Here is a 24360-nt window from a genome sequence, read left to right on the forward strand (position 1 = left end):
GCGGCGAACACCTGTCAACGATGCCGCACAGGCAGTGACATAAGTGCCCGGAACCCCCATACTCGTCCGGGATGAACGGGATAGCCGCGGCCTTCAGTGCGACCGGTCTCTACTACCTCGGGTTCGCCGTGTTCAAGCTGGCGGCGGACCGGATGCCCGCGCTCCGGGGCAACCGCATCCCGCACATGATCTGGACGATCGTGAGCAACTGGATCTTCCTGATCGCGCTCGCGGTCGTGCTCGGCGGGCTGACCCTGCAGATCATCGCACTGCGCAACCTGCCGCTGTCCACCGCCGTGCCGATCTTCATGTCCGGCATCGTCCCGCTGCTGCTGATCGCGCTGGTGTTCTTCGGCGAGCGGCTCACCGCGCGCGAATGGCTGAGCCTGCTGCTGACCGGCGCGGCGATCCTGCTGCTGACCGCGTCCCTCAGCGGGGACGAGCCGATCGGCTCGGCGGACGCCCCGCTGTGGAAGATCGCGGTCGTGGTGGCCCCGGCGGTGGTGGTGCCGGTGCTCATCCTCGTGCTCGGCGACCACCGGCCGGACGGCCGGCACGCGCGCCCGGTCACCGGCATCGCCTACGGGCTGAGCGCCGGCTTCCCGGTCGGCACCGCCGAACTGGCGATCAAGGGGTGGAGCGACGACCCGCACGCCGCCGACGCCGGCATCCTCGCGACGCCGTGGCCCTACCTGACCGTGGTGGCGGCCGCCATCGGATTCGGGATCATGGTGATGGCGTTCCAGCGCTGCCGGGTCTCGATCGTGGCGACGGTCATGACGGTGGCCGCCAAGTCCTACCTCCTGGCCATGGGCTCGTTCATGTACGGGGAGCCGTGGCCGCAGGACGCCGCCCGCTCGGCGATGCGGCTCGGCGCGCTGGCGCTGGGCGCGATCGCCGTCCTGCAGTTCCCCCGGCACCGGCCGGTCGAGGAGGAGCCGGCGGAGGCGTCCGGCGAGGCCGGAGCCCCGGACGACATGGCCGCCGCTCGCGACCCGTTCGGCGGGACGGCCGTCGGCGGGCCGGTGCTGGGCGGGCCGCGGCTCGGCGAGGTGTACGGGGCTCCGGTGCCGCCGCCGCGCTCCGCCTACGCGCAGGACCCGCTCGGCCAGGGGCCCTACAACCCCCCGGAGGGATACGAACACCCGGAGGCGCCGGCCCCGCGCGAGGGAGCCCCGCGCGAGGCGGCCCCGCCGCGCCGGCCGATCCGTCCGCAGAGCCCGACCGAGACCGGGTCGGACGGGCGCTGGCGCGGCTTCAGCGAGTGACCACGCGACCGACCCGCCCCCGGCGGATCGGCCTGTTCCGGACAACGACGGCCCCCGGCCCCCGCTGAGGGGCCGGGGACCGGTTCGTCTCAGCGGCGCTTGGAGTCGCCGCCCGGGAGGCCCTTGTCGAGGCCGGCCCGGCGCAGGGCGTCGGCCATGGCGCCGCCGCCTCCCTGGCCGCCGCGCGGCTGGCCGCCGCGGCCGCCCTGGTTGCCCCGGGGCTGGCCGCCGCGCCCGCCGCCGCGCTGGTTCTGGCCGCCGCGGTTCTGCCGCCCGCCGCCGTCGCCCTGCTGGTCACGGCCCTGGCGCGGCCCGCCCTGCCGGCCGCCGCCCTGCTTGCCGGCGGCCTGCCTGCCACCACCGGACTTGCCGCCGGCCTGCTTGCCGCCACCGGGCTCGTCGTCCAGGCGGAGGGTGAGCGAGATGCGCTTGCGCGGCAGGTCGACGTCCAGGACCTTCACGCGGACGATGTCGCCGGGCTTGGCGACGTCGCGCGGATCCTCGACGAACTTGTCGGACATCGCGGAGATGTGCACGAGCCCGTCCTGGTGGACGCCGACGTCGACGAACGCGCCGAACGCGGCGACGTTGGTGACGACGCCCTCCAGCAGCATCCCCGGTTCGAGGTCGGAGATCTTGTCGACGCCCTCCTTGAACACGGCGGTCTTGAACGCCGGGCGCGGGTCGCGGCCGGGCTTCTCCAGCTCGGCGAGGATGTCGGTGACGGTCGGCAGCCCGAACGTCTCGTCGACGAAGTCGCCGGGCTTGAGCGCGCGCAGCGCGGCGGTGTTGCCGATGAGGCCCTTGACGTCGTTCCCGGCCGCCTCCAGGATCCGGCGGACGACCGGGTAGGCCTCCGGGTGCACGCTGGAGGCGTCCAGCGGGTCGTCGCCGCCGGGGATGCGCAGGAAGCCCGCGCACTGCTCGAATGCCTTCGGCCCGAGGCGCGGCACCTCCTTCAGCCCGGAGCGGCCGCGGAACGGCCCGTTGGCGTCGCGGTGGGCGACGATGTTCTCCGCCAGGCCCTCGCCGATGCCGGACACGCGGGTGAGCAGCGGCGCGGACGCGGTGTTGACGTCCACCCCGACGGCGTTCACGCAGTCCTCGACGACGGCGTCCAGCGAGCGGGACAGCTTCACCTCGGAGATGTCGTGCTGGTACTGGCCGACGCCGATCGACTTCGGGTCGATCTTGACCAGCTCGGCGAGCGGGTCCTGCAGGCGGCGGGCGATGGACACCGCGCCGCGCAGCGAGACGTCCATGCCGGGCAGCTCGCGGCCCGCGTACTCCGACGCCGAGTACACCGACGCGCCCGCCTCCGACACCATGATCTTGGTGAGCTTGAGGTCGGGGTGCCGGGCGATCAGCTCGGCGGCGAGCTTGTCGGTCTCCCGGGACGCCGTGCCGTTGCCGATCGAGACCAGGTCGACCTGGTGCTCGCGGGCGAGCCGCGCGAGCGTCTCGATCGACTCGTCCCACTTGCGGCGCGGCTCGTGCGGGTAGATCGTGTCGGTCGCGGTGACCTTGCCGGTGGCGTCCACGACGGCGACCTTGACGCCGGTGCGCAGGCCCGGGTCCAGGCCCATGGTGGCGCGGGTGCCGGCGGGCGCGGCGAGCAGCAGGTCGCGCAGGTTGGCGGCGAACACCCGGACCGCCTCGTCCTCGGCCTCCTGCCGCAGCCGGGTGCGCAGGTCGATGCCGAGGTGGACGAGGATCCGGGTGCGCCAGGCCCAGCGGACGGCGTCGGCCAGCCACGGGTCGCCCGGCCGGCCCTGGTCGGAGATCTGGAACCGGCGCGCGATCTCCGCCTCGAAGGAGCTGCGCGGCGCGGAGTCGTCGGCCTCCTCGGGCTCCAGGTCGAGGTCGAGGACCTCCTCCTTCTCGCCGCGCAGGAGCGCGAGGACGCGGTGCGAGGGCAGCTTGGCGAACGGCTCGGCGAACTCGAAGTAGTCGGAGAACTTGGCGCCGCTCTCCTGCTTCCCCTCGCGGACGCGGGAGACCATCCGGCCCTGGTTCCACATGCGCTCGCGCAGCGCGCCGATGAGGTCGGCGTCCTCGGCGAAGCGCTCGACGAGGATCGCGCGGGCGCCCTCCAGCGCGGCGGCCTCGTCCGCGACGCCCTTCTCGGCGTCGACGTAGGAGGCGGCCTCGGCGCGCGGGTCGCGGGACGGGTCGTCCAGCAGCAGCTCGGCGAGCGGTTCGAGGCCGGCCTCGCGGGCGATCTGCGCCTTGGTGCGCCGCTTCGGCTTGTACGGGAGGTAGATGTCCTCCAGCCGGGCCTTGGACTCGGCGGCCATGATCTGGGCGCGGAGCTCGTCGGTGAGCTTGCCCTGCGACTCGACCGACTCCAGGATGGCGGCGCGCCGCTCGTCCAGCTCGCGCAGGTAGCGCAGCCGCTCCTCCAGGGCGCGGAGCTGCGCGTCGTCGAGCGTTCCGGTGGCCTCCTTGCGGTACCGGGCGATGAACGGGACGGTCGCCCCGCCGTCGAGCAGGTCCACCGCGACCCGCACCTGCCCCTCGCGGACGCCGATCTCCTCGGCGATGCGCTGGGTGATGGTCGGCGTGGTCTGGCCGGTGGACGTCTGGCTGATGGTCGCTGTCACAGCTTGGATTCGCTTTCTCCCCTGGGTGTCGCCTGTGCATTGTCCAGGGAACGGGGCCGGTTGTCTTGTCACCGCTCGAATGACGGACCGGTCGGCGACCGGCCGTCCCGCTCACTCCGCCAGAGGGTAGGCCTAACTCCTCCATGATCCGCCCCGGTTCGGGGGCCTAGGCCCACTGGGCCGCGCGGCGTCCGGCGACACAATGGTGGGACCGGGAGCCGCCGCGGCGCGCTCCCCATGACCTTGGAACCCTTGGAGGACGGGTGGACGGCAGGAATCGCCTCATCGACCGGCTGGGCGGGCTCGCCCGCGGGACGTTCCTCAACGTCCTGCGCGCGGTGGCCCAGATCGTGCTGGCCTACGCGGCGAACCTCCCGCTGTTCATCCTCGCGGTGCTGGCGATCGCCTTCATCCCGCTGGGCGTCGGGATCGTGCTGGCGCCGCCGGTGCTGCTGGCGATCCGGGCGGTGGCGAATCTGCAGCGGACCCTGGCCGCGGACTGGCAGGGCGTGCCGATCCCGGAGCCGTACCGGCCGGAACCGGCCGGGGCGTCCGGTCCGATCGGGCGCCTGAAGTGGGTGCTCGGCGACCCGGCGACGTGGCGGGACCTGCTGTGGTCGCTGCTGAACGTGCCGGTCGCGCTCGTCCTCGGGGTGCTGGCCGGGGGCCTGACCGTGTACGGGCTGGAGGGCGTGTTCGTGGCGTGGTGGGTCGCGCTGCTGGCGGACTACGGCTGGGGCCCGTTCTGGATGCTCAACGACTTCGGCGTGGTCGGGTACGCGGGGACGATCATCGGTGGCGCCCTGCTGCTGGTGCTCTCGGTCCCGGCGGGCGGGGCGCTCCTGAAGGCGCACGCGCTGTTCGGCCGGTCGCTGCTGGCGCCGACGCGGAGCGCGCTGGCCGAGCGCGTGCGGCGGCTGACCGAGACGCGGGCGGAGACCGTGGACGCCTCCGCCGCCGAGCTGCGCCGCATCGAGCGGGACCTGCACGACGGCGCGCAGGCCCGGCTGGTCGCGCTGAGCATGAACATCGGCCTCGCCGAGGAGATGATGAAGCACGACCCGGAGACCGCGCAGCAGCTCCTCGCCGAGGCGCGGGAGGCGAGCGGGACGGCGCTGACGGAGCTGCGCGACCTGGTGCGCGGCATCCACCCGCCGGTGCTGGCCGAGCGCGGCCTGGACGGGGCGGTGCGGGCGCTGGCGCTGACCCTGCCGCTGCCCGTGGACGTCCACGTCGACCTGCCGGGACGCGCGGAGGCGCCGGTCGAGTCGGCGGCCTACTTCGCGGTCGCGGAGATGCTCGCCAACGTCGTCAAGCACTCCGGCGCGCGGCGGGCCTGGATCCAGATCGAGCACTCCGGCGGCCGGCTGCTGATGATCATCGGGGACGACGGGACGGGCGGCGCCGACCCCGCCGCCGGCAGCGGGATGCGCGGTATCGAGCGCAGGCTCGCCGCGTTCGATGGGACGATGGCGGTGACGAGCCCGCCCGGCGGGCCGACCGTCGTCACCATGGAGCTGCCGTGCGCGTTGTCATCGCCGAAGATCTCGCCCTCCTCCGGGACGGGCTGATCCGCCTGCTCGGCGCGTTCGGCTTCGAGGTCGTCGAGGCGGTCGACAACGGGCCGTCGCTGCGGCGGGCGCTGACCGCGCACCGCCCGGACGTCGCGGTGGTGGACGTCCGGCTCCCGCCGACGTTCACCGACGAGGGGCTGCGGGCGGCGCTGGAGGCCCGCAAGGAGATCCCCGGCCTGCCGGTGCTGGTGCTGTCGCAGCACGTGGAGCAGCTGTACGCGCGGGAACTGCTGTCCGACAGCAGCGGCGGCATCGGCTACCTGCTGAAGGACCGCGTCTCGGACGTCAAGGTGTTCGTGGAGGCGGTGCGCCGGGTCGCGGACGGCGGCACCGCCCTCGACCCGGACGTGGTGGCCCAGCTGCTCACCCGGCACGCCCGCGAGGAGCCGCTGCAGCAGCTGACCCCCCGCGAGCGCGAGGTGCTCGGGCTGATGGCGGAGGGGCGCTCGAACGCCGCCATCGCCGCGAAGCTGTTCGTCACCGAGAAGGCGATCAGCAAGCACACCAACAACATCTTCGGCAAGCTCGGGCTGCCGCAGTCCGAGGACGACAACCGCCGGGTGCTGGCGGTCCTCGCCTACCTGGGCGCCTGAGCCCCTCCGCCGGGCGGGCTAGCGGGCCGGGCTACTGGGCCCACGGCGGGACGAGCCGCTCGGTGCCCTGGGGCGCGATCGCGCACTTGGTGTCGTCCACGACCTCGTCGGGGTCGTAGGCGAGGCAGCCGGCGTGGGCGGCGACGACCGCGGTGAATCCGGTGTCGCCGGTCGTCATCTGCCGGGGCACGTCGGGCGCGAGGACGAGCGTGTCGCCCGGCCCGGCCTCCAGCCTGCGGCCGTCGAGGTCGATGGTCGCGGCGCCGTCCAGGAACGTCCACACCTGCTCGGTGTCGAAGGCGTGCAGCGGGCCGGTCCTGCCGGGGAGCATGTCGACGCGCCAGACGGCGATGCCCTCGGTGCCGCCCTGGGTGGGCGTCGCGAACGTGGTCATGGTGCCGTTCGGCGTCTCGGTGCGGCGGCCGTCGGCGTCGCGGATGAGCGTCATGGGTCCCGATCCCCTAGGGTTAGACAACATGGTTGTCCTTATAGTCAACGAGGTTGTCTTTTATGTCAAGTGACGGCACGGCGCGTGACGGCATGGCCGGTGACGGCGGGCTCCAGGACGCGCCCGGCTTCGAGCTTCCACTGCGGCTCTTCCTCGCCTTCCGCGTGATCGTCGACGAGGTGCACGCCGAACTGGCGCGCGAGGGGCATCCCGAACTGCGCCCGATGCACGGCTTCGTCTTCCAGGCCATCGGCCCTGACGGCACGACGGCCGTGGAGCTCGGCCACCGGCTCGGGGTGTCCAAGCAGGCCGCGGGGAAGATGGTGAAGTCGCTGGAGCGGGCCGGGTACGTCGAGCGCGGCACCGACCCGCGGGACGCCCGGCGCAAGATCGTCCGGCTGACCGCGCGCGGGATCGACTCGCTCGACCGCTCCGCGCTGGCCTTCGAGCGGATCCGCGCCGACTGGGTGCGGGCGCTCGGCGCGGACCGGGTCCGGGCGCTGGAGCACGACCTGCGCCGGATGACCCCCGCCGACCTGTGGCGGCTCGACATGCCCGGCTGGTTCGGAACCGCCTGAACGTCGCCGCCCCGACCGCACCGCCGGACTTCGCCGGCTGAACTTTTTCGCGCTCGGTGACCGTACGGGTCCAGGCAGTCGCTTAGACCACTCGCGGCGGGGCCCGCGGGCTTGCCGCAGGCCCTTGAACGCGCCGTTCCGCCCGGTTACCATCCTCCCAATTCTTAGGAAACTTTCCTAAGAATTGAGCGGGGATTCCTGTTTGATTCGGGGGCCGGACCGAACGGAGAATCATGTCAAGACCGGGCGGACGGCGGGCCATCGCGCTCGCCGGCGCAGCGACACTGGCGGTGGCCACCGCCCTGCTCACGGCGCCTCCGGCGTCGTCGGCGGGGACCGTCACCGCCACCTGCAAGAAGGGTTCCGACTGGGGCACCGGCTTCGACGGGACCTGCACCATCACCAACGGGACCGGCGCGGCCGTCACCGGCTGGAAGCTCGAAGCGGACATGCCGTCCGGGACGTCCGTCGGCAACGTCTGGAACGCGACGAAGACCGTCTCCGGGAACCACTACACCTTCACCAACGCGGGCTGGAACGGCACCATCGCGGCCGGTGCCAGCGCCAGCTTCGGGTTCGGCGGCAGCGGCTCCGGGTGGTTCACCAACTGCACGGTCAACGGCGCGTCCTGCGACGGCACGGGCACCCCCGGCGACGACACCGAGGCCCCGACCGCCCCGTCCGGCCTCACGGTCACCGGCAAGACCGCCACCAGCGTGACGCTGTCGTGGACCGCGTCGACCGACAACGTCGGCGTGAAGGGCTACGACGTCTACAACGGCAGCACCAAGGCCGCGTCGACGACCGGCACCAGCACCACCGTCGGCGGGCTGTCCGCCAAGACCGCCTACACCTTCACCGTCAAGGCCTCGGACGCCGCCGGGAACACCTCCCCCGCGTCGGCCTCCGTGTCGGTCACCACCGACGACGGCGGCGGCGGCAACCCCGGCGCCGGCGACAAGGTCATCGGCTACTTCGCCGAGTGGGGCGTCTACCAGCGGAACTACCACGTCAAGAACATCGAGACGAGCGGCTCCGCCGACAAGCTGACCCACATCAACTACGCGTTCGGCAACGTCACCGGCGGCCGGTGCGCGATCGGCGACTCCTACGCCGACTACGAGAAGGCCTACACCGCCGACCAGAGCGTCGACGGCGTCGCCGACACCTGGGACCAGCCGCTGCGCGGCAGCTTCAACCAGCTCCGCAAGCTGAAGAAGCTGCACCCGAACCTGAAGATCCTCTGGTCGTTCGGCGGCTGGACGTGGTCCGGCGGGTTCACCCAGGCCGCGCAGAACCCGGCCGCGTTCGCCGAGTCCTGCTACAACCTGGTCGAGGACCCGCGCTGGGCGGACGTGTTCGACGGCATCGACATCGACTGGGAGTACCCCAACGCCTGCGGCCTGACCTGCGACACCAGCGGGCCGGACGCGTTCAAGAGGCTGATGGGCGCGGTGCGGGCCAAGTTCGGGTCCGGCAACCTCGTGACGGCCGCGATCACCGCCGACGCCGGCGACGGCGGCAAGATGGACGTCACCGACTACGCGGGCGCCGCCCAGTACGTCGACTGGTACAACCCGATGACCTACGACTACTTCGGCGCCTGGGACGCCAAGGGACCGACGGCGCCGCACTCGCCGCTCACGTCCTACCCGGGCATCCCGCACGCCGGGTTCAACTCCACCGACACCATCGCCAAGCTCAGGGCCAAGGGCGTCCCGGCGAGCAAGCTGCTGCTCGGCATCGGCTTCTACGGCCGCGGCTGGACGGGCGTCACCCAGTCCGAACCCGGCGGCACCGCCACCGGCGCCGCGCCCGGCACCTACGAGGCCGGCATCGAGGACTACAAGGTCCTCAAGGGCAAGTGCCCCGCCACCGGCACCGTCGCCGGCACCGCCTACGCCAAGTGCGGCAGCGAGTGGTGGAGCTACGACACCCCGTCCACCATCCGGGGGAAGATGTCCTTCGCCAAGGACCAGGGCCTGGCGGGCGCCTTCTTCTGGGAGCTCAGCGGCGACACCGCGAACGGCGAGCTGATCGCCGCGATGCGCGGCGGACTCGGCTGAGCGCGATGAGCCGTCTCGGCTGAGCTGTTCGCAGGAAGGGGTACTCCCAGCCCCCTCAGCAGGCCGAGACATCGGGCCCCCGACCAGACGGACGCCGGTCGGGGGCCCGCCTCCTTCTTCTTGTGGCCGGGTTCAGGCGAGGGACTGACCGCCGTCCACCGCGAGGACCTCGCCGCTCATGTAGGGGTTGGCCATCAGGAACACGGCGGCGGAGGCGGCCTCCTCGGCCGTCCCGAACCGCCCGAGCGGCATGGCGGCGCCCGCCTCGGCCATCGCCGCGTCACCCGCGCCGGTGGCCCCGTAGCGGCTGCGCAGCAGGGGCGTGTCGATGGCGCCGTACCGGATCGCGTTGGCCCGCAGGCGGACTGGCGCCAGCTCGACGGCCAGCGCACGGGCGAGCGTCTCCACTGCGCCGGCCGCCGCGACCGGCGCGGCCATGCCGGAGCGCGGGCGGGCCACGAGGACGCCCGAGCTGAGCGTGATCGAGCCGCCCGGCTCCATGCGGGGGACGGCGGCGCGCACGATGTCGAGCACCGCCCCCGCCGGAGCCGCGACGGCGGCCCGCGCCTCGTCCCGGCCGAGCTCGGTGACGGGGCCGATTCCCGACGGGTATCCGGCCGTCATCAGGACGTGGTCGACGGAGCCGGCTCGTGCGAAGACCTCTTCCATCGCGTCGCCGTCGGTGACATCGGCGGGCACCCCGCGCACCTCGGCGGCGGCGTCCGTGCCGGCCTCGGTCACGCGGGCGACGGCGGACTCCAGCCGCTCCTTGTCGCGGCCGACGAGCAGGACGTGCGCGCCGACCGAGGCGAGCAGGCCGGCGGCGGCCAGGCCGATGCCCGAGCTGCCGCCGAGGATCACCGCCGTCCGTCCGGCCAGGCTCCACGGGAGCGGCGAGCGGACGGGGACGGGTGCGGTGGTCGTGGTCATGGCTCCTCCTAAATAAACCATCCGGTTGTTTTAGAATGGACCCGCGGCCGGTCCCAAGTCAACCGGATGGTTTAATTCGGGCATGAGCTACGACGCCGAGGCGACCCGCCGGCGGATCTTCGAGGCCGCCACAGCCGAGTTCGCCGCGCGCGGGCTCGCGGGCGCCCGGATCGAGCGCATCGCCACCGAGGCGCGGGCCAACAAGCAGGCCATCTACCTCTACTTCGGCGGCAAGGAGAAGCTGTTCGGCGCCGTGGTGCGGGGCGCGATGGAGGAGATCGGCAAGACGACCGAGATCGACCCCGGCCGGCTGACCGAGTCCGTGGGCCGGCTCTTCGACTGGTACCGGGAGCATCCGGAGCTGATCAGGCTGCTGCTCTGGGAGGCCCTGGAGACGCGGGGCGAGGTCCAGGGCGAGGACGAGCGGCGCGAGGCGTTCCGGCGCAAGGCCGACCGCTTCGCCGGCGCCGCCGGCGGCCGCACGGAGCCGGGCGCCGGGTCCCCGGAGGCCAGGGACCTGATGTTCACCGTCTTCGGCCTCATCGCGTGGAGCTTCGCCGTCCCGCAGCTGCGGCGGCTGATCCTGGACGAGGACGACGAGGCCGCCGCCCTGGCACGCCGCCGCACGGCGGTCCTGGAGGCCGCCCGCGTCCTCGCCGAAGCACACGGCTCCGGCGGGACCGCGTGATGATCAGCGCGGCGCTGTTCGACCTCGACGGGACCCTCCTCGACCACGACGGCGCCGCGGGCGAGGCGGTCGCCCGCCTGTTCCCGGACGTGGACGAGGGGTGGCTCGTCCGGCGCTGGCACGAGCTGACCGAGGAGGCCGTGAACCGGTACCTGGCGGGCGAGCTGGACTTCACCGGCCAGCGCCGCGCCCGGATCCTCCGGCTCGCCCTGGAACTGGGGCTCGGCGACTGGGACGACGCCCGCGCCGACGCGTGGCTCGTCCGGTACGTGGCGCTGTACGAGGCGGCGTGGCGCCCGTTCCCCGAGGCCCGGCGCGTCCTGGACGTCCTGGCGGCGCGCGGCCTGCGGCTCGGCGTGATCACGAACGGGGACGCCCGGCAGCAGCGCAGGAAGATCGGCGCGATCGGCCTGGCGGACGTCCTGCCGTACGTCGTGGCCTCCAGCGAGGCGGGCTCCGCCAAGCCGGACGCCGGGATCTTCCGGACGGCCTGTGTGGGCCTCGGCGTCGCCCCGGAGTGCGCCGCCCACGTCGGGGACCGGCTCGTCACGGACGCGCAGGGCGCCGCAGCGGCCGGGCTCACGGGCGTGTGGCTCGACCGCTCCGGCGGCCCCGCGCCGAGTGAGCCGCCCGTCCCGCGCATCACGACGCTGGAGGCGCTTCCCCGGCTGCTCGGCGACCGCTGACGCGGGGGTCAGCCGGTCTGCAGGACGGCCTCGATCTCCAGGATGATCTGGACCTTCTCCCCCAGCCCGAGCCCGCTGCCGCCCGGGACCTTGGCGGTGTCGCCGACCCCGAACTCCAGCCGGCTGATCTCGCCCGTCGCGGTGAACCCGGCGCGGGCGCCCTTGAACGGGTCGTCCTCCCGGAACGGGTCCGGGCCGAACCCCTCGATCTCCAGCTTCAGCGGGACCTGCCTGGTCAGGCCGCGCAGCGTGAGCTCGCCGTCCAGGACGAAGCCGTCGCCGTCCCTGCGCACACCGGTGGACCGGTAGGTCATCTCGGGGTACTTCGCGGTGTCCAGGAAGTCGGCTGAGCGGACGTGCTCGTCCCGCGTGGCGTTGCCGGTGTCGACCGAGGAGAGGTCGATGGTCGCGGTCACCGAGGAGCCGAGGGGGTCGTCGCCCGTGACGATCGTCCCCGCGAACGTCCCGAACCGGCCGCGGACCTTGCTGACCATCAGGTGCCTGATCGTGAAGCCGACGCCGGAGTGCAGGGGGTCGATGGCCCAGGTGCCGGCGATGTAGTCGGGGACCTCGACAAGTTCGGCGGTCATGGTGTCTCCTAAGTTATGGATGGTAAGGCGGTTCCGATCGGTAACCGCTTCCATCGTGCGGAGACTTCGGGCTCGGCACAAGAAGGCACTTTTTTCTGCCCCGGTCACCTGGAGGGAACCATGGAGCACAACCCGGTGCACTGCCGGGCCCGCGAGATCCTCGACCGGGTCGGCGACAAGTGGTCGCTGCAGGTGATCGCGCTGCTCGGCGAGGGGACCAAGCGCTTCACCGAACTCAAGCGCGAGATCGAGGGCATCAGCCAGCGGATGCTCACCGTCACGCTGCGCGGCCTGGAACGCGACGGCATCGTCACGCGGACCGTGTACCCGGTCGTACCGCCACGCGTGGAGTACTCCCTCACCCCGATGGGCGCCACCCTGATGGACGCGGCCGAGACCCTCGTCATGTGGGCGTCGGCCCACATCGACCAGATCGACAGCGCCCGCGCCGACTACGACGCCCGCGCCGCCACGGAGGCGTCCCTTGTGAGGTCCGCGTCGCAGAACACGCAGACGTAGTACTCGTCTTTCACGACATTCAACTCCCGGCATTCGGCGCAATGCCGGAAGACGAACAAGGCCGTGAAACCCTCGGGCCGCTGGAACCCGGCGCGGTCCAGCGCGGCGGCGACCGCGGGCCAGGATTCCTCCCCCGGGCAATATCCGGTCGACTGGTTGCTGACCTCGGTGACCACCGCACCGTCGAAGGCGATCTCACCGGCGGCCAGGACGTCGCGTCCGCCGGCGCACACCACATGCTCACTGCGGCGCGGGGCGATGCGCAGGAGCCCGTCGAGAGTCACCACAAAGGTGAAAGGCTCGTCCTGCGCTTCGACGTCCGCGGCCGAACCGACGGGCTCACCCGCCGTTCCGGGACGGACGTGCTGAAGCAACTCCGGCGGCCCCACATAGGCGTACATAGCGCCACCGTAGGATCGGCCGCCGCTCACCGCACCCGAAAATCCATGTGCCACCGCCCCGGCCGCGGAGGTACGTTGGGCGGCGATGGTCATTCACGAGGTGGGACGGCGAGCTAGCCGCGCCGAGCTGGGGGACGAGCAGTCGTGCCCGGCCCGGCTCGGCGGTGTGCGCAGTCATCCCATCGACCTCGTGAGGCCGTCCCATGCGCTCTGCTGACATCCGCGCGACCTTTCTCGACTTCTTCCAGGAACGCGACCACCGCGTCGTGCCGTCGAGCCCGCTCGTCCCGTCCGATCCGACGCTGCTGCTGACGAACGCGGGCATGAACCAGTTCAAGCCGTACTTCCTCGGCGAGACCGCGCCGGAGCATCCCCGCGCGGTGTCCGTGCAGAAGTGCGCGCGCACGTCCGACATCGAGAACGTGGGCCGCACCACGCGGCACGCGACGTTCTTCGAAATGCTCGGCAACTTCTCCTTCGGCGACTACTTCAAAGAAGACGCGATCGCCTGGGCGTGGGAACTCTTCACACGCCACTACGACCTCGACCCGGAACGCCTGTGGGTCACCGTGTACCGGGACGACGACGAAGCACACCGCCTCTGGCGGCGCATCGGCGTCCCCTCCGGCCGCATCCAGCGACTGGGCATGGAGGACAACTACTGGTCGATGGGCATACCCGGCCCGTGCGGACCGTCCGCTGAACTCCACTACGACCGGGCCCGTCCTTCGGCCGCGAAGGCGGCCCGGCGGTGGACGGCGAGCGCTACCAGGAACTCTGGAACCTGGTCTTCATGCAGAACCTCCGCGGCGAAGGATCGGGTAAGGACGATTACCCGATCCTGGGCGAACTCCCGGCGCGGAACATCGACACCGGCCTCGGCCTCGACCGCCTCGCCGCGATATTGCAGGACGTCGACACCGTCTGCGAAACCGACCTCCTTTCGCCGACCCTCCGCCTCGTCCAGGAAATGTCGGGACGCACCTACCCCGGCCGCGACGGAAGCGACGACTCGACCTCCTTCCGCGTCGTCACCGAGCACTCCCGCTCGATCGCGTTCCTCATCGCGGACGGCGTCCTGCCCGCCCGCGACGGCCGCGGCTACGTCCTGCGCCGCCTGATGCGCCGCGCGATCAGGCACGCCCGCCGCCTCGGCATCGACCTCGCGCTCCCGGACCTGACGTCCAGCGTCGTCGGCAACTACCAGGAGCTGGCACCGCAGTCGGACCTCATCCGCCAGGTGGTCACCTCCGAAGAGGAGGCGTTCGACCGCACGCTCCGCCAGGGCGGCCGCCTCCTCGACACGGCGATCACCCGCGCGACGTCCACCATCTCCGGCCGCACGGCGTTCGAACTGCACGACACCTACGGCTTCCCGATCGACCTGACCATCGACGCGGCGCGCTCCGCGGGCCTCACCGTCGACGAGGACGAGTTCGCCGAGCTCCTCGACCGGCAGCGCCGCCAGGCGCACCAGGCCGGCCGGGACCGCAAGGGCGACGCGGTCGCCCGCCAGGACCTCTACCGCCGCGTCACCGCACGCCACGGCCTCACGGACTTCGTAGGCCACCACACCGAAACAGCGGAAACACGCATCGCCACGCTCCTCGGCCCCACCGGCGAACTCCCGATCGCTCACGAGGGCGCCGAACTCGACGTGATCCTGACTCGCAGCCCGTTCTACGCGGAATCAGGCGGCCAGGTCGGCGACACCGGAACGATCCGCACCCCGGACGCGACCCTCCACGTCCTCGATACCCGACTCGGCCTCGACGGCCTCCACGTCCACACCGTCCGCATCGTGAACGGCGAGCTACGCCCCGGCGACGAGGCCGAGGCGTCCATCGACGGCGACCGCCGCGCGGCCACCGCGCGCTCCCACAGCGCGACCCACGTGCTGCACGCGATGCTGCGCCGCCTCCTCGGCGACCACGCGACCCAGCGCGGCTCCCGCGTGGAACCCGGCCGCCTGCGCTTCGACTTCGCGCACTTCTCCCCCGTCGACCCCGTCCCCGTCCAGACCCTCGTCAACGACTACCTCCTGGACGACCCGGAAGTACACGTCTGGGAAACAAGCCGCTCCGCCGCAGAGAAGGCAGGAGCACTGGCGATGTTCGGCGAGAAGTACAACGACGACGTCCGCGTCGTGGACATCGGCGACGCGTCCCGCGAACTATGCGGCGGCACCCACGTCGGCCACGGCTCGCAGGCGGGCCCCGTCCACATCGTCGGCGAATCGTCCATCGGCACAGGCCTGCGCCGGATAGAGGCACTCACCGGCCCCGATGCCCTGCGCCACTACGACCACCAAACGCACCTCCTGAACGAACTGGCAACACTCCTGAACGTCCACCCCAACGAAGCACCAGACCGCCTCCGCCAGCGACTGGAAACCCTCGCGGAGACCCAGCGCGAACTAGAGACCCTCCACACCACGAACCTCCGCAACCAAGCCCAGCGCCTATCCCCACGAAAGGAACTCCACCCCAACGGCTGGCTCCTGGCCCAGACGATCCCCGACCTGACCCCCACCGACCTCCGCACCATCGCGACCGACGTCCTCACCCCGCGCGGCATAGTGATCTTGGGCACCGCCACCGGCGGCAAGGCCGCACTGGTCGCCGCAGTGGGCACGGACCTCGACATCACCGCACGCGACCTCCTGACCCGCGCCGCGCAACGGCTGGGCGGCGGCGCCGGCGGCAAGGGCAGGATCGCGAACGCGGGCGGCCGCAACCCCGAGAACCTCCCGCAGGCCATCGCCACGGCGGCGGCCGACGCCCGCGCCCTCCTCGGCTAGGCGAGCGACCGGGGTCCGATCAGGACTAGACTTCTCCCCGTCATCGCGATCAGCGGTGATGCGCGGGCTGTAGCGCAGTTTGGTAGCGCACTGGCTTTGGGTGCCAGGGGTCGTGGGTTCGAATCCCGCCAGCCCGACCGGGGAGACCGTCCGACCACCGTCAACACCCGTCCCCGAAACCCTGTACGCTACGGTTTGGCGATCGAGACCCCAAGGGCTCTCCATCCGCCCGCGGGCGTAGCTCAATGGTAGAGCCCCAGTCTTCCAAACTGGCTACGCGGGTTCGATTCCCGTCGCCCGCTCTCCCATCTCCCCAGGTCAGAGGCCATATAACGGTGATCTTGGAGTGACTCCAAGATTTTCTATCACTGGTTCTATCACTGCACCTGTCCGTGATCATGGTGATCCCGTCATCCGGACCGGCACCGCATAGCACTCCTTCGGTCCGCCGATTGGACACCGCCTCGCCCTCAGCGGACTGGACATCACGGACAGATCGTCCACGTTCGGGGCCCTCCGGCTCGTCGCCGAGCAGCGGGCACGGGCGGCGACGAGAAGGACGAACCTCGTCACCCTCCGCCCCACGCCCTGGCATCGCGCAAGAGGCCATCAAAGGACACAAGGGGAACTGTGACCGCGTAGGCCTTCGACGAGGATCGCCACGCGCTCATCGCCCTCTGGGACAACAGATCGAGCCACGTCGCCTCCACCTGCGCCGTACTCCCCCGCCGGCGCGGTCCAGCATCTCGCTCGGACTCTGACCTGGTTTTCCGCCCTGACCTGGCGGAGCTGCACCCACCCGGCCTCCGCATCGGACGAGCAAGAGGTGAACACCGAAGGCCGGCAACGCGAAGGAGACCGAAAGCGTTCACAACAGTGGCGCAGGCTCTGACTCACCCGAACCTGCCCTCCGACGGGATGCTGGTGACGTCCTACAACCCTGTCGAAGAGAGTGCTCACCAACTCGGCCGCGCCCTGCACGACATCGAGAATCCGACTCGCCGCGCCGACCCGGCCGGGACCGGTCTGGGCTTGCCGATCGCCCGCCAGGTCGCCCAGGCTCATCACGGCAGTCCGCGCATCGCCGACCGTCCGAACGGCACCTGCATGGTGCTGCGTCTGCCCCTGTCGGAACCGGCAGACTGAAAACCTTCGCTGGCAGCGCGGGGAGCACCATCGGCCCACTGCGGCCACGTCAAGCGGCTGCACTACGCTCGGATGACCATGCTCGAACTGCACGGAATCAACCATCTGACGCTATCCACGACCGACATCGACCGGCTCGTGACGTACTACACGGAGTTGCTCGGAGCCACGCTCGCGTTCGAGCGCGCTGCGACCTCTGTCGATCCTCGGGTCGCGGTCATCGATGTCGGCGGGGCCGACCACCTGATGATCGTCGAAACCGCCACCGCCCCCACCACTGATCTCGATCCACTGGGCCGGGCGGGCTGGGGACTGCGTGTTGGCACACACGCGCAGCTTTGTGAGCTTCGCGAACAGATACAGGACGCCGGGTGGCCGGTCGGACAGATCGAGACACTCCCCACTCAATGGACGATGACGGTGCGCGACCCCGATGGTCGCCCTGTGGATGTCCGGGCCCATCGGCCACGCACCACATCGACGCCATCAACCACTGGCCACGGCAACCCGGACTCTCGGAACATGCCCTAGCGCGCGGGCGGTCGGCAAGCGCTTTACCGCAGGTTGTAGGTGCGGGTCACGGCGGTCAGGTCGCCGTCCTCACGCGTGGAGGGCACCAGATCGCGCGGCGGCGGCACGAAGCCGGGCACGGTCGTGAGACCGGTCGTCTCCGCGATCGCGGTGAGCCGCCGGCCGCCCGGTACCCGCACGCTGATCGAGGCGCCGCCGGCGGGGAGGCCGCGGAAGCGGACCTCGCCCGGCCAGGTCTTGCGCCGTGTCCCGTCGACCGCCACGTGTGCGGGCTTGGAACCCGCTACGGCCGCTGACGCCTCGGTGATCGGACGGTCGAAGCGCAGCGTCACCGAGCGGGCGCCGCGTCCGACCCTCACCTGCAGCCGGAAGAGGTCGCCGTCGCGGGAGACGATCTGGACACTGGGTTCGGCCGCCCGCATCGGCTGAGCCGGACCCGTCCACCGCAGGCTGCGCGCGTATCCGGGCGGAAGCCCGCCCTGGTCGTGGCCGGACACGTACCGCCGGGTCCAGGAACCGGGATCCGCGTCACCGCTCACCCAGTGCGCGGTGCCGCTGTCGGCGTTCATCACGTAGGCCAGGTGGGTGCGGCGCGGGCGCGTCTGGTCGTAGGTATCGACGGCCAGCCCGGTCACGGCCAGCGCGACGGCGAGCGCGAGGGCCGACGGCACGGCGAGCGCGGCCCGCCGCTCGGGTAGAACGAGTTCGGCGAGGGGAAGCAGCGTCAGCCCGAACAGTGCCAGCGCCAGTGCGGGCACGCCCGCCAGCGCGAGCCCCATGCCGTCGAAGGCCACCTGCGCCCATGCGGGCAACAGCAACCCGGGGACGACGAGCCCGAGCACCAGCGCCGCAAATCGCCCGCGCGGCAGCAGGACGGCACCGAGACCGCCCAGCGCGCACGCCAGAGCGGGCAGCGTGCACAGGAACGCGGCGCCCGGCGCGACCCACGTGAGCAGGACGCCCAAACCCGTCGGCCAGGCGAGCGCGCCGACCGCGAGCGCAGCCGGGCCGAGCCTCCGGCGCAGCGGGACGTACCACAGGGACAGCGCGAGCACGGCCAGCGCGGCGACGGCGGCCCGGTAGGGCACCGGCCGGTGCAGCAGGCCGCCCATCGTGTCGTAGTCGGGCCGCACGCCCGCAAGGACGCTCCACAGCACCTGCGCCAGTATGGCCGTCAGCACCAGCGGCAGCACCGCGGACACCGCGGCGAGCAGCATGCGCGGCAGGCTCGCGAGCCGCCGTTTCCGCACCGCCGCGACCAGCCCGCCGAACGCCAGGACCGACAGGACGGTCAGGACCGGCACCAGCGCCCCCGGGTAGGTCACCATCACCCCGGGCAGCCGGAAGTAGGTCGCGTCGCCCCGATCGTCCAGGTCGGCCAGATCGGTGTTCCCGAGTGTGCGGGTGAGGGCGAGCATGGTGGCGCCCTGGTGCTGGAGGCTGCCCCGATCGAGGTTTGCGATCGAGTCCGTGGCCGTGTGGTAGTGGGAACCGCGCTGGATCCAGGCGAAGTTCATGCCGCGGAACCCGGCTTCGGACAGCGGGGTGAAGTCGGTGTTGTTCGGCAGCATCCGGTACAGCTCGACCATCGAGGAGTCACCGTGCGGCCTCGGGGCCGCGTCCGCGAACGCGCTGACCAGCCGGGCATTGTTCCGGGTCGTCTCGAACATCAGGGTGGGCCCGCCCGCCCCGCGCGCTTCGAAGTTGAGGAGCACGCCCTTGGCGCGGCCGAGCGGATGCTCCCGGACGAACGCCTCGGCGCCGAGCACGCCGTCCTCCTCCCCGTCGGACAGCAGCAGGACCAGGTCGTTGCGCAGCGGGCCGCGCTCCCGTAGCGCGCGGGCCGTCTCCAGGATCGCGGCCACGGCCGCACCGTCGTCGGAGGCGCCGGGCCCCATCGCCGCGGAGTCGTAGTGCGCGGCCAGCATGATCGTCCCGGTGGGGTCGCTGCCCGGCAGCGTGGCGACCACGTTCTCCACCCGCCCGAACGCCGCCAGCCCCACCCCCGAGGAGGCCCCGACCGCACGCTGCACCTGCACGCCGAACCCTTCGGCCCGCAGGCGCTCGACGAGGTAGTCGCGTGTCCTCGCGCTCGCCGCACTACCGATCGGCCGCGGCTCGGTGGCGAACCGGCTGAGATGGCCGAGGGCTCGCGCGGCACTGAACTCGTCCGCCCGAGCGTCCACGGGCAGCGGGCGCGGTGGGCCGTCCGCCACCGCCGCGGCGAACATGACCACGCCGAGGGCCAGCAATCCGAGAACGCCGGCGAGTACACGGCGTGATGCGTCGAACAATCTCTCCGTCACGCAGCCCGACGCTAGGCCCGCCGGCACAGGCCCGGAATGGGGCGCGCAACCCCGTCGGGCTGCGGTTTTCCGCACCCCTGTTCACGTTGAACACTTCAAGGTGCGGATCGAACCGGCGGCGATGTCCGCCCTTCGCCTGCGACTCGATGTGCCGTTCGGATCGGCGGATGACTGCGAACGTCCCGCCTGCTCTGTTGCGGCACCGATGGTCGACCGTGGCGGCTGCATGCGCGCCGGGGGTCGCAGAGGAGCCGTCCGCGGCCGGGACAATGACCACGCTCAGCTCGTCGCACGGACCGGCCTGGGATGAACGACCAGTTCAGGACGCCTCCGCCGACGAGCATCGGCGTCTCGATCCCGAACAGCGAGGCGAACTCGTCCGGCAGCAGCTCCAAGTCCAGCTCGTCGCCCCCGGCAATGACGCATGAGATGCCCAGTTCCTGCACGAACGCCATGTACGTCGTTTCGCGCCTCGTCGGTGAGCACATGGGCGCGGGTCGTCTGAGATACGCCAGGTAGGAACCTCCGGAGGGCGCGACGGACCTTGCCGACGGTCTTGGCGCGACGCCGGTGATCGGGTGCGGGTGCTCTATTCGGTGATCCCGGCGTAGGCGATCACCTTTGCGGGGCGGAGCCGGACGACGACCTCGCCGGGTACTCCGTTGCGCTTGCCGAGTTCCTCGGCCTGGTCCGGGCCCGCGTACCGGGCACCGGCCCGGGTGGCGACATCGACCAACTCGTCCAGGTCCTCGCTCAAGGTCACTTCGCCGCGGGCCTCGACGTAGGCGAAGGGCGGGGCGTCGTCGTCGACGCACAGTGCCGCACGCGGATCACGCCGCAGGTTGCGTGTCTTCGCCGCTTGGCCGTTGGTGGTGAACGCGAACGTTTCGCCGTCGAAGACGTACCACACGGGAGTGATGTGCGGCGTGCCGTCGGGTCCGACCGTGGAGAACTTCCCCGTGCGTGCGCCGCGCGTGACGAACTCGTGCCACTCCTGTGTCGACATGGTGTGCATCGGACTCCTCTTCTTTCGGTGCGCCCCGAGGCGGGTACCGCCCAGCAGGTCAGTGGCCGCTCATCCCGACCCGGGGCGGCGGTGGGCGGGCACCGACGCTGCGACCAGGTCATAGGACTCTGCGACCAGGTCCTTGACCAGCGTGGCGGTGATCTCCTGGCCCGCGGCCAGGGAGATCCAGTGCTTCTTGTTCAGGTACCGGCCCACCGTGATCGATTCGTGCCGTCGCCGCAGCGACCGCGCGTACTCGGGCTCGGTCTTCACGGTGATGATCTGCTCGTGCGGGTCGTCGGTGACGATGAGGAAGACCTTTCCCGCCACCTTGTAGACGTCCAGCTTGTCGGTGAACGGCCGTCCGTGACTGACGCCGGGAAGCTCGCCGGCCGTGCTGCGGGCCAGACGCTGAAGTCGATCGCCGGTGAGGGGCATGGCCGGCTCACCCGGTGCCGAACCGCGCCGGGTCGACCGGCCGGCGCGACTTGGGCAGATTGGCGACCACCAGCCGGTAGGACTCGGTGACCAGCTCCTCCACCAGTCTCTTGTCGATCGAGTCGCCCGGAGACAGCGTGATCCAGTGCCGCTTGTTCATGTGATACCCGGGAGTGATGTCCGTATACGCCTCGCACAAGGCCTGGGCGTCGTCCGGACGCGACTTCAAGATCACCACCGGCCGGCCGGGCACTTCGGTCACCAACATGAACCATTTGTCCACGACCCTGGCGGCTTCCCAACCGGGCTCGAAGGAATACAGCGTGGTCGCCGGCAACTCCTCAGCCCGCTTCTGCGCCGTGGCCTGCAGAGCCTTCCCGTGCAACGCGGCAACCTCCTCTGCGGTCGCGAGTACGAGCGCGCGGCGTCGGCACGCTCACTGCCCGCCGTCGTCCCAACCCCATCACTGAGCGCTTCAACAGGCATCTCATCCGCCTTTCAGCCCCATACCCGGCTGTTGGCGCATCCGCGCGGGGAACGGCCATGTGCGCGTAAAGGACGCCGTCCCTGCCGAAAACCTCGTCCGTCCAGGTCAAGCGGCATGCTCGTACTACGGCCCAGGCGTGTCACCAACCCGATGGCCGAGTACAGCTAAGCGCGGTCGATGAGCGCTTGGACGCCGTCGAGGATGCGATCAAGGCCGAAGTCGAGTGGATCGAGCTCCGTGGAGGTGAATGCGCCGTCGGCGATCACCTTGGTCAAGGCGGGGAAGCGATCGCTGTGGCGGTTGAGCAGTTCGGTGGTCAGGCGGCCCCATTCGCGGTTGTGGTCCTCGTCGAAGTCGGCCACTTGCTGGGCAAGGTTGCGTACCTGCCCGGCGATCAGGAGGAAGACCTGGTGGCGTTGGCCTCATCCAGGACGCGAGCCACTTCGCCTCCTTCCGTCCGCCCCGACCAGTTCCTCGACCTGATGCTCACCAAGGTCCGGCCCCTGCTCACCAGCCAACCGATCACCTGATGAAGCGCCCCAACCCTCGCCATCACAAACCCGCCGGACCGGCGACCGGACATCGGAGCCGCTGCCCGAGTTCGGCCACCGACACCGCAGGTCACAACCGGCGATAGCGGGCCACTGCTCGGTTGAGGAAATCCACAGTCATGACCAGGCACGTTAGGGCGATGACCACCTCGGACGATCCCGTCCCGCCGGAGAACGAGCCCACCGACGCCGAACTGGACACCGCCCTCGCCGCCTCCGACGCCCACCTGATCGACCATGCGCATGCACACGCGGGCCCGGCGCCCGCGCCGGCCCCCGCCTGTTCAGCGACACCTACACCGACGACTCGGACAGCCCAGCAGCGGACGGAACGTCCGGCATCGCCTCACCCCCCACGGCGACCGAGCCCTGAACCGTGCCCTGCACCACATCGCGCTCACATTGAAACGCTGCGACCCGCAGACCAAGGACTACCTGACCCGCCGCACTTCTGTGCCGCTTCGCGGTCCGGTGGCGGTCGGCCACCGCCGAGGTCCGGTGGTGGCCGACCGTCAGCCGGCGGTGCTGGCGGGGCTCAGCGGGCGTAGACCTCCAGTGTCCACTTTCCCGCCGGCTCCGCGCTCTTCATCAGTTTTGCCAGCGCGGCGTCGCTGGTGCCGTGCACCTTGCCCGCCTCGGCGGGCAGCACGGCGATCTTGATTCCGTTCGTCCCGGCTTCGACGTGCTGGTCCCAGGTGATGCCCGTGGATTCGGCGATCTCACAGTCGACTACCTTGGCCTGCCCGCCGGTCCGGACGACCGCCACCGCCGCGCCGTCCACGCACGTCAACCGAATCCGCATCGACTTCCCCGGCTCGTTGAGCGGCACCGTCCGGGACCGGCCGTCGGCGCTACCGGTGACCCACGCCAACCGCTTCAGCCCGGTCACCGCAAGTTGTTTCGGCTGCGTCGGGGGACGGGTCAACCTGGAGCAGCGGTCTGTGTTGCACTGGCCGCTGTAGACGCGGACGCTCCAGTTGCCCGACGTCGGCTCGTGGCTGTTCAGGTACCGGTCGATGCCGGTCATCGAACTCAACGTGTTCGGGTCCTGTGCACTGGTGTCCTTCAGCGGGAGAGCCACGACCTCGAGGGTGATCGGCACGCCCGGCGTGACCTTGGAGACCCAGGCGGAGTTGTCGTCGGGTGAGCCCTTGCTGCAGCCGCCGCCGCTGAAGGCACCGTTCTCCCGCTGCTGGTAGACCATGAAATCGCCGGAGCACCGGAGGGTGATGTTGATGAACGGCCCGGTCGGCGTGATGGTGAACCGTCCCTTGGCCCGAAGTTTTGAGAAGCCGACCTCCTGCAGCGGCTGCATGCCGTCCCGCCTCGCGGACCTCTGGAAGTCCTGGTTGACGACGCCGGTCATCGTCGGTGCGAGCGCGTGCCGGTCGCGGGCGTCGCCGTCCTGCTGCTGGACGACCCCGAAGGCCGCCCCCGCCATCAGCACCACGCCCAAGGCCCCGGCGGCGGCGCGCAGCCGGTTGCCGCGCCGGACCCGGCGGCGGACGCCGTCCAGCAGATCCGGTGACGGAACGCCGCGAGCGCTCTCGGCCTCCATGACCTCGGTCAGGTCCTTCAGTTCGCGTGCCATCGGTCACTCCCCTCCCTGCGGTACGGCGGCCAGGACGCCCGGATCGATCCGGAGCTTGGTGAGGGCCTTGCTGGTCTGGCTCTTCACGGTTCCGACCGAGCAGCCGAGCACCTCGGCGACCTGCGGCTCCGACAGGTCCTCGAAGAAGCGCAGCACCAGCGTGGCGCGCTGCCGGTGTGGAAGCCGGCCGAGCGCCGCCCACAGGACTGCCTTGTCCTCAGCGGCGCCGATGCCGTCCGCCGGGTCGAGGCCGTCCGGGAGCCGTTCCGTGGGCCGCTCGCCGCGCCAGTGTCGCTTCGCCCACGACGCGTGCGTGTTGACCAGGATCCGGTAGACGTACGGATCGGGGTTGTCCTCGATCCGCCGCCACGAGCGCCACGCCTTGACCAGCGCCGTCTGCAGCAGGTCCTCCGCCTGCGCCCAGTCGCGGCACAGCAGATAGGCCGTTCTGAGCAGCCGCGGCGACCGCTCCGTCACGTACGCCGCGTAGTCCGGTCGCTCCCGCATTCGACCTCCCAGTAGATCTCTCGCCGACATCTACCGGCTGGCCCCCCGAAATG

At 71.2% G+C, this 24360-nt stretch carries 24 protein-coding genes, 2 tRNA genes and 2 pseudogenes; 16 read left to right on the forward strand and 12 right to left on the reverse strand.

Going from position 1 to position 24360, the window contains the following annotated elements; all coding sequences use genetic code 11:
* Positions 1-71 precede the first annotated feature (71 nt).
* Positions 72-1268 carry a DMT family transporter gene (locus HUT06_RS31630; protein WP_176199038.1) on the forward strand — a complete coding sequence of 399 codons (1197 nt, stop codon included), beginning with the start codon at positions 72-74 and terminating at the stop codon, positions 1266-1268.
* Between the two features lie 89 nt (positions 1269-1357).
* Here the strand turns inward: HUT06_RS31630 and HUT06_RS31635 are convergent, their stop codons facing one another.
* Positions 1358-3871 carry a Tex family protein gene (locus tag HUT06_RS31635; RefSeq protein WP_176199039.1) on the reverse strand — a complete coding sequence of 838 codons (2514 nt, stop codon included), beginning with the start codon at positions 3869-3871 and terminating at the stop codon, positions 1358-1360.
* A gap of 263 nt (positions 3872-4134) precedes the next feature.
* Here HUT06_RS31635 and HUT06_RS31640 point away from each other — a divergent pair, with 263 nt between their 5' ends.
* Positions 4135-5442 carry a sensor domain-containing protein gene (locus HUT06_RS31640; protein ID WP_254715481.1) on the forward strand — a complete coding sequence of 436 codons (1308 nt, stop codon included), beginning with the start codon at positions 4135-4137 and terminating at the stop codon, positions 5440-5442.
* Complete coding sequence (locus tag HUT06_RS31645; RefSeq protein ID WP_176199040.1) at positions 5394-6038, forward strand: response regulator transcription factor; 645 nt, start codon at positions 5394-5396, stop codon at positions 6036-6038. The genes HUT06_RS31640 and HUT06_RS31645 overlap by 49 nt, the downstream gene beginning before the upstream one ends.
* Positions 6039-6069: 31 nt before the next feature.
* Here the strand turns inward: HUT06_RS31645 and HUT06_RS31650 are convergent, their stop codons facing one another.
* The gene (locus tag HUT06_RS31650; protein ID WP_176199041.1) at positions 6070-6486 is read right to left on the reverse strand and encodes a cupin domain-containing protein; all 417 of its coding nucleotides are present in this window, start codon (positions 6484-6486) and stop codon (positions 6070-6072) included.
* 62 nt (positions 6487-6548) lie between these two features.
* Between HUT06_RS31650 and HUT06_RS31655 the strand changes: the two genes are divergently transcribed.
* The gene (locus tag HUT06_RS31655; RefSeq protein WP_254715482.1) at positions 6549-7064 is read left to right on the forward strand and encodes a MarR family winged helix-turn-helix transcriptional regulator; all 516 of its coding nucleotides are present in this window, start codon (positions 6549-6551) and stop codon (positions 7062-7064) included.
* A 233-nt stretch (positions 7065-7297) separates the two neighbouring features.
* Positions 7298-9130: a glycosyl hydrolase family 18 protein gene (locus HUT06_RS31660; protein WP_176199042.1), complete on the forward strand. Its 1833-nt coding sequence runs from the start codon at positions 7298-7300 to the stop codon at positions 9128-9130.
* Positions 9131-9262: 132 nt separating this feature from the next.
* On the opposite strand, the gene HUT06_RS31665 is transcribed toward HUT06_RS31660, so the two are convergent.
* Entirely contained in the window at positions 9263-10060 is a 798-nt protein-coding gene (locus tag HUT06_RS31665) for an SDR family NAD(P)-dependent oxidoreductase (RefSeq protein WP_217711545.1), read from the reverse strand.
* Positions 10061-10142: 82 nt separating this feature from the next.
* On the opposite strand from HUT06_RS31665, the gene HUT06_RS31670 reads away from it, so the two are divergent.
* The gene (locus HUT06_RS31670) at positions 10143-10748 is read left to right on the forward strand and encodes a TetR family transcriptional regulator (protein ID WP_176199044.1); all 606 of its coding nucleotides are present in this window, start codon (positions 10143-10145) and stop codon (positions 10746-10748) included.
* Entirely contained in the window at positions 10748-11434 is a 687-nt protein-coding gene (locus HUT06_RS31675; protein WP_176199045.1) for an HAD family hydrolase, read from the forward strand. Before HUT06_RS31670 ends, HUT06_RS31675 begins: the two co-directional genes overlap by 1 nt.
* Before the next feature lie 8 nt (positions 11435-11442).
* On the opposite strand, the gene HUT06_RS31680 is transcribed toward HUT06_RS31675, so the two are convergent.
* A complete protein-coding gene (locus tag HUT06_RS31680) occupies positions 11443-12024 on the reverse strand; it encodes a YceI family protein (RefSeq protein WP_176199046.1) in 582 nt (193 codons plus the stop codon).
* Positions 12025-12144: 120 nt separating this feature from the next.
* Here HUT06_RS31680 and HUT06_RS31685 point away from each other — a divergent pair, with 120 nt between their 5' ends.
* On the forward strand, positions 12145-12543 hold the full coding sequence (locus tag HUT06_RS31685) for a helix-turn-helix domain-containing protein (protein WP_176199047.1): 399 nt from the start codon (positions 12145-12147) through the stop codon (positions 12541-12543).
* Here the strand turns inward: HUT06_RS31685 and HUT06_RS31690 are convergent.
* A complete protein-coding gene (locus HUT06_RS31690) occupies positions 12477-12944 on the reverse strand; it encodes a hypothetical protein (RefSeq protein WP_176199048.1) in 468 nt (155 codons plus the stop codon). The genes HUT06_RS31685 and HUT06_RS31690 overlap by 67 nt on opposite strands.
* Before the next feature lie 203 nt (positions 12945-13147).
* On the opposite strand from HUT06_RS31690, the pseudogene HUT06_RS45690 reads away from it, so the two are divergent.
* The 6 genes and pseudogenes from HUT06_RS45690 to HUT06_RS31715 form a co-directional block, all read left to right on the forward strand.
* Positions 13148-13669: pseudogene (locus HUT06_RS45690) on the forward strand (alanine--tRNA ligase-related protein); the annotation flags it as partial.
* Between the two features lie 26 nt (positions 13670-13695).
* Positions 13696-15744, forward strand: coding sequence for an alanine--tRNA ligase (gene alaS / locus HUT06_RS31695; RefSeq protein ID WP_217711546.1), 2049 nt, complete (start codon positions 13696-13698; stop codon positions 15742-15744).
* A gap of 63 nt (positions 15745-15807) precedes the next feature.
* Positions 15808-15881: transfer RNA gene (locus HUT06_RS31700), tRNA-Pro, on the forward strand.
* A 94-nt stretch (positions 15882-15975) separates the two neighbouring features.
* Positions 15976-16046: transfer RNA gene (locus HUT06_RS31705), tRNA-Gly, on the forward strand.
* A gap of 574 nt (positions 16047-16620) precedes the next feature.
* A complete protein-coding gene (locus tag HUT06_RS31710) occupies positions 16621-16890 on the forward strand; it encodes an ATP-binding protein (RefSeq protein WP_176199049.1) in 270 nt (89 codons plus the stop codon).
* A 72-nt stretch (positions 16891-16962) separates the two neighbouring features.
* Complete coding sequence (locus HUT06_RS31715; RefSeq protein ID WP_217711547.1) at positions 16963-17421, forward strand: VOC family protein; 459 nt, start codon at positions 16963-16965, stop codon at positions 17419-17421.
* Between the two features lie 23 nt (positions 17422-17444).
* Here HUT06_RS31715 and HUT06_RS31720 read toward each other — a convergent pair whose 3' ends face one another.
* The 5 genes from HUT06_RS31720 to HUT06_RS31740 all read right to left on the reverse strand — a co-directional run bounded on the left by HUT06_RS31720 (position 17445) and on the right by HUT06_RS31740 (position 22020).
* A complete protein-coding gene (locus HUT06_RS31720) occupies positions 17445-19727 on the reverse strand; it encodes a M20/M25/M40 family metallo-hydrolase (protein WP_254715483.1) in 2283 nt (760 codons plus the stop codon).
* Between the two features lie 589 nt (positions 19728-20316).
* Positions 20317-20733: a PPOX class F420-dependent oxidoreductase gene (locus HUT06_RS31725; RefSeq protein WP_254715484.1), complete on the reverse strand. Its 417-nt coding sequence runs from the start codon at positions 20731-20733 to the stop codon at positions 20317-20319.
* A gap of 69 nt (positions 20734-20802) precedes the next feature.
* Entirely contained in the window at positions 20803-21171 is a 369-nt protein-coding gene (locus HUT06_RS31730; RefSeq protein ID WP_176199051.1) for an MmcQ/YjbR family DNA-binding protein, read from the reverse strand.
* A 7-nt stretch (positions 21172-21178) separates the two neighbouring features.
* Positions 21179-21556: an MmcQ/YjbR family DNA-binding protein gene (locus HUT06_RS31735; RefSeq protein WP_176199052.1), complete on the reverse strand. Its 378-nt coding sequence runs from the start codon at positions 21554-21556 to the stop codon at positions 21179-21181.
* A gap of 266 nt (positions 21557-21822) precedes the next feature.
* Positions 21823-22020 (reverse strand): hypothetical protein, encoded by a 198-nt coding sequence (locus HUT06_RS31740; RefSeq protein ID WP_217711548.1) that lies wholly within the window; start codon positions 22018-22020, stop codon positions 21823-21825.
* Here HUT06_RS31740 and HUT06_RS31745 point away from each other — a divergent pair, their 5' ends adjacent.
* Positions 22021-22188 (forward strand): hypothetical protein, encoded by a 168-nt coding sequence (locus HUT06_RS31745; RefSeq protein WP_176199053.1) that lies wholly within the window; start codon positions 22021-22023, stop codon positions 22186-22188.
* A 264-nt stretch (positions 22189-22452) separates the two neighbouring features.
* Positions 22453-22632, forward strand: a pseudogene (locus HUT06_RS45695) (transposase); the annotation flags it as partial.
* A gap of 112 nt (positions 22633-22744) precedes the next feature.
* On the opposite strand, the gene HUT06_RS44880 reads toward HUT06_RS45695, so the two are convergent.
* Both HUT06_RS44880 and HUT06_RS31755 read right to left on the reverse strand, forming a co-directional pair.
* On the reverse strand, positions 22745-23800 hold the full coding sequence (locus HUT06_RS44880; protein ID WP_254715485.1) for a hypothetical protein: 1056 nt from the start codon (positions 23798-23800) through the stop codon (positions 22745-22747).
* 3 nt (positions 23801-23803) lie between these two features.
* Complete coding sequence (locus HUT06_RS31755; protein ID WP_176199055.1) at positions 23804-24307, reverse strand: SigE family RNA polymerase sigma factor; 504 nt, start codon at positions 24305-24307, stop codon at positions 23804-23806.
* Positions 24308-24360 lie beyond the last annotated feature (53 nt).

This window comes from Actinomadura sp. NAK00032 (assembly GCF_013364275.1).
Lineage (GTDB): Bacteria > Actinomycetota > Actinomycetes > Streptosporangiales > Streptosporangiaceae > Spirillospora.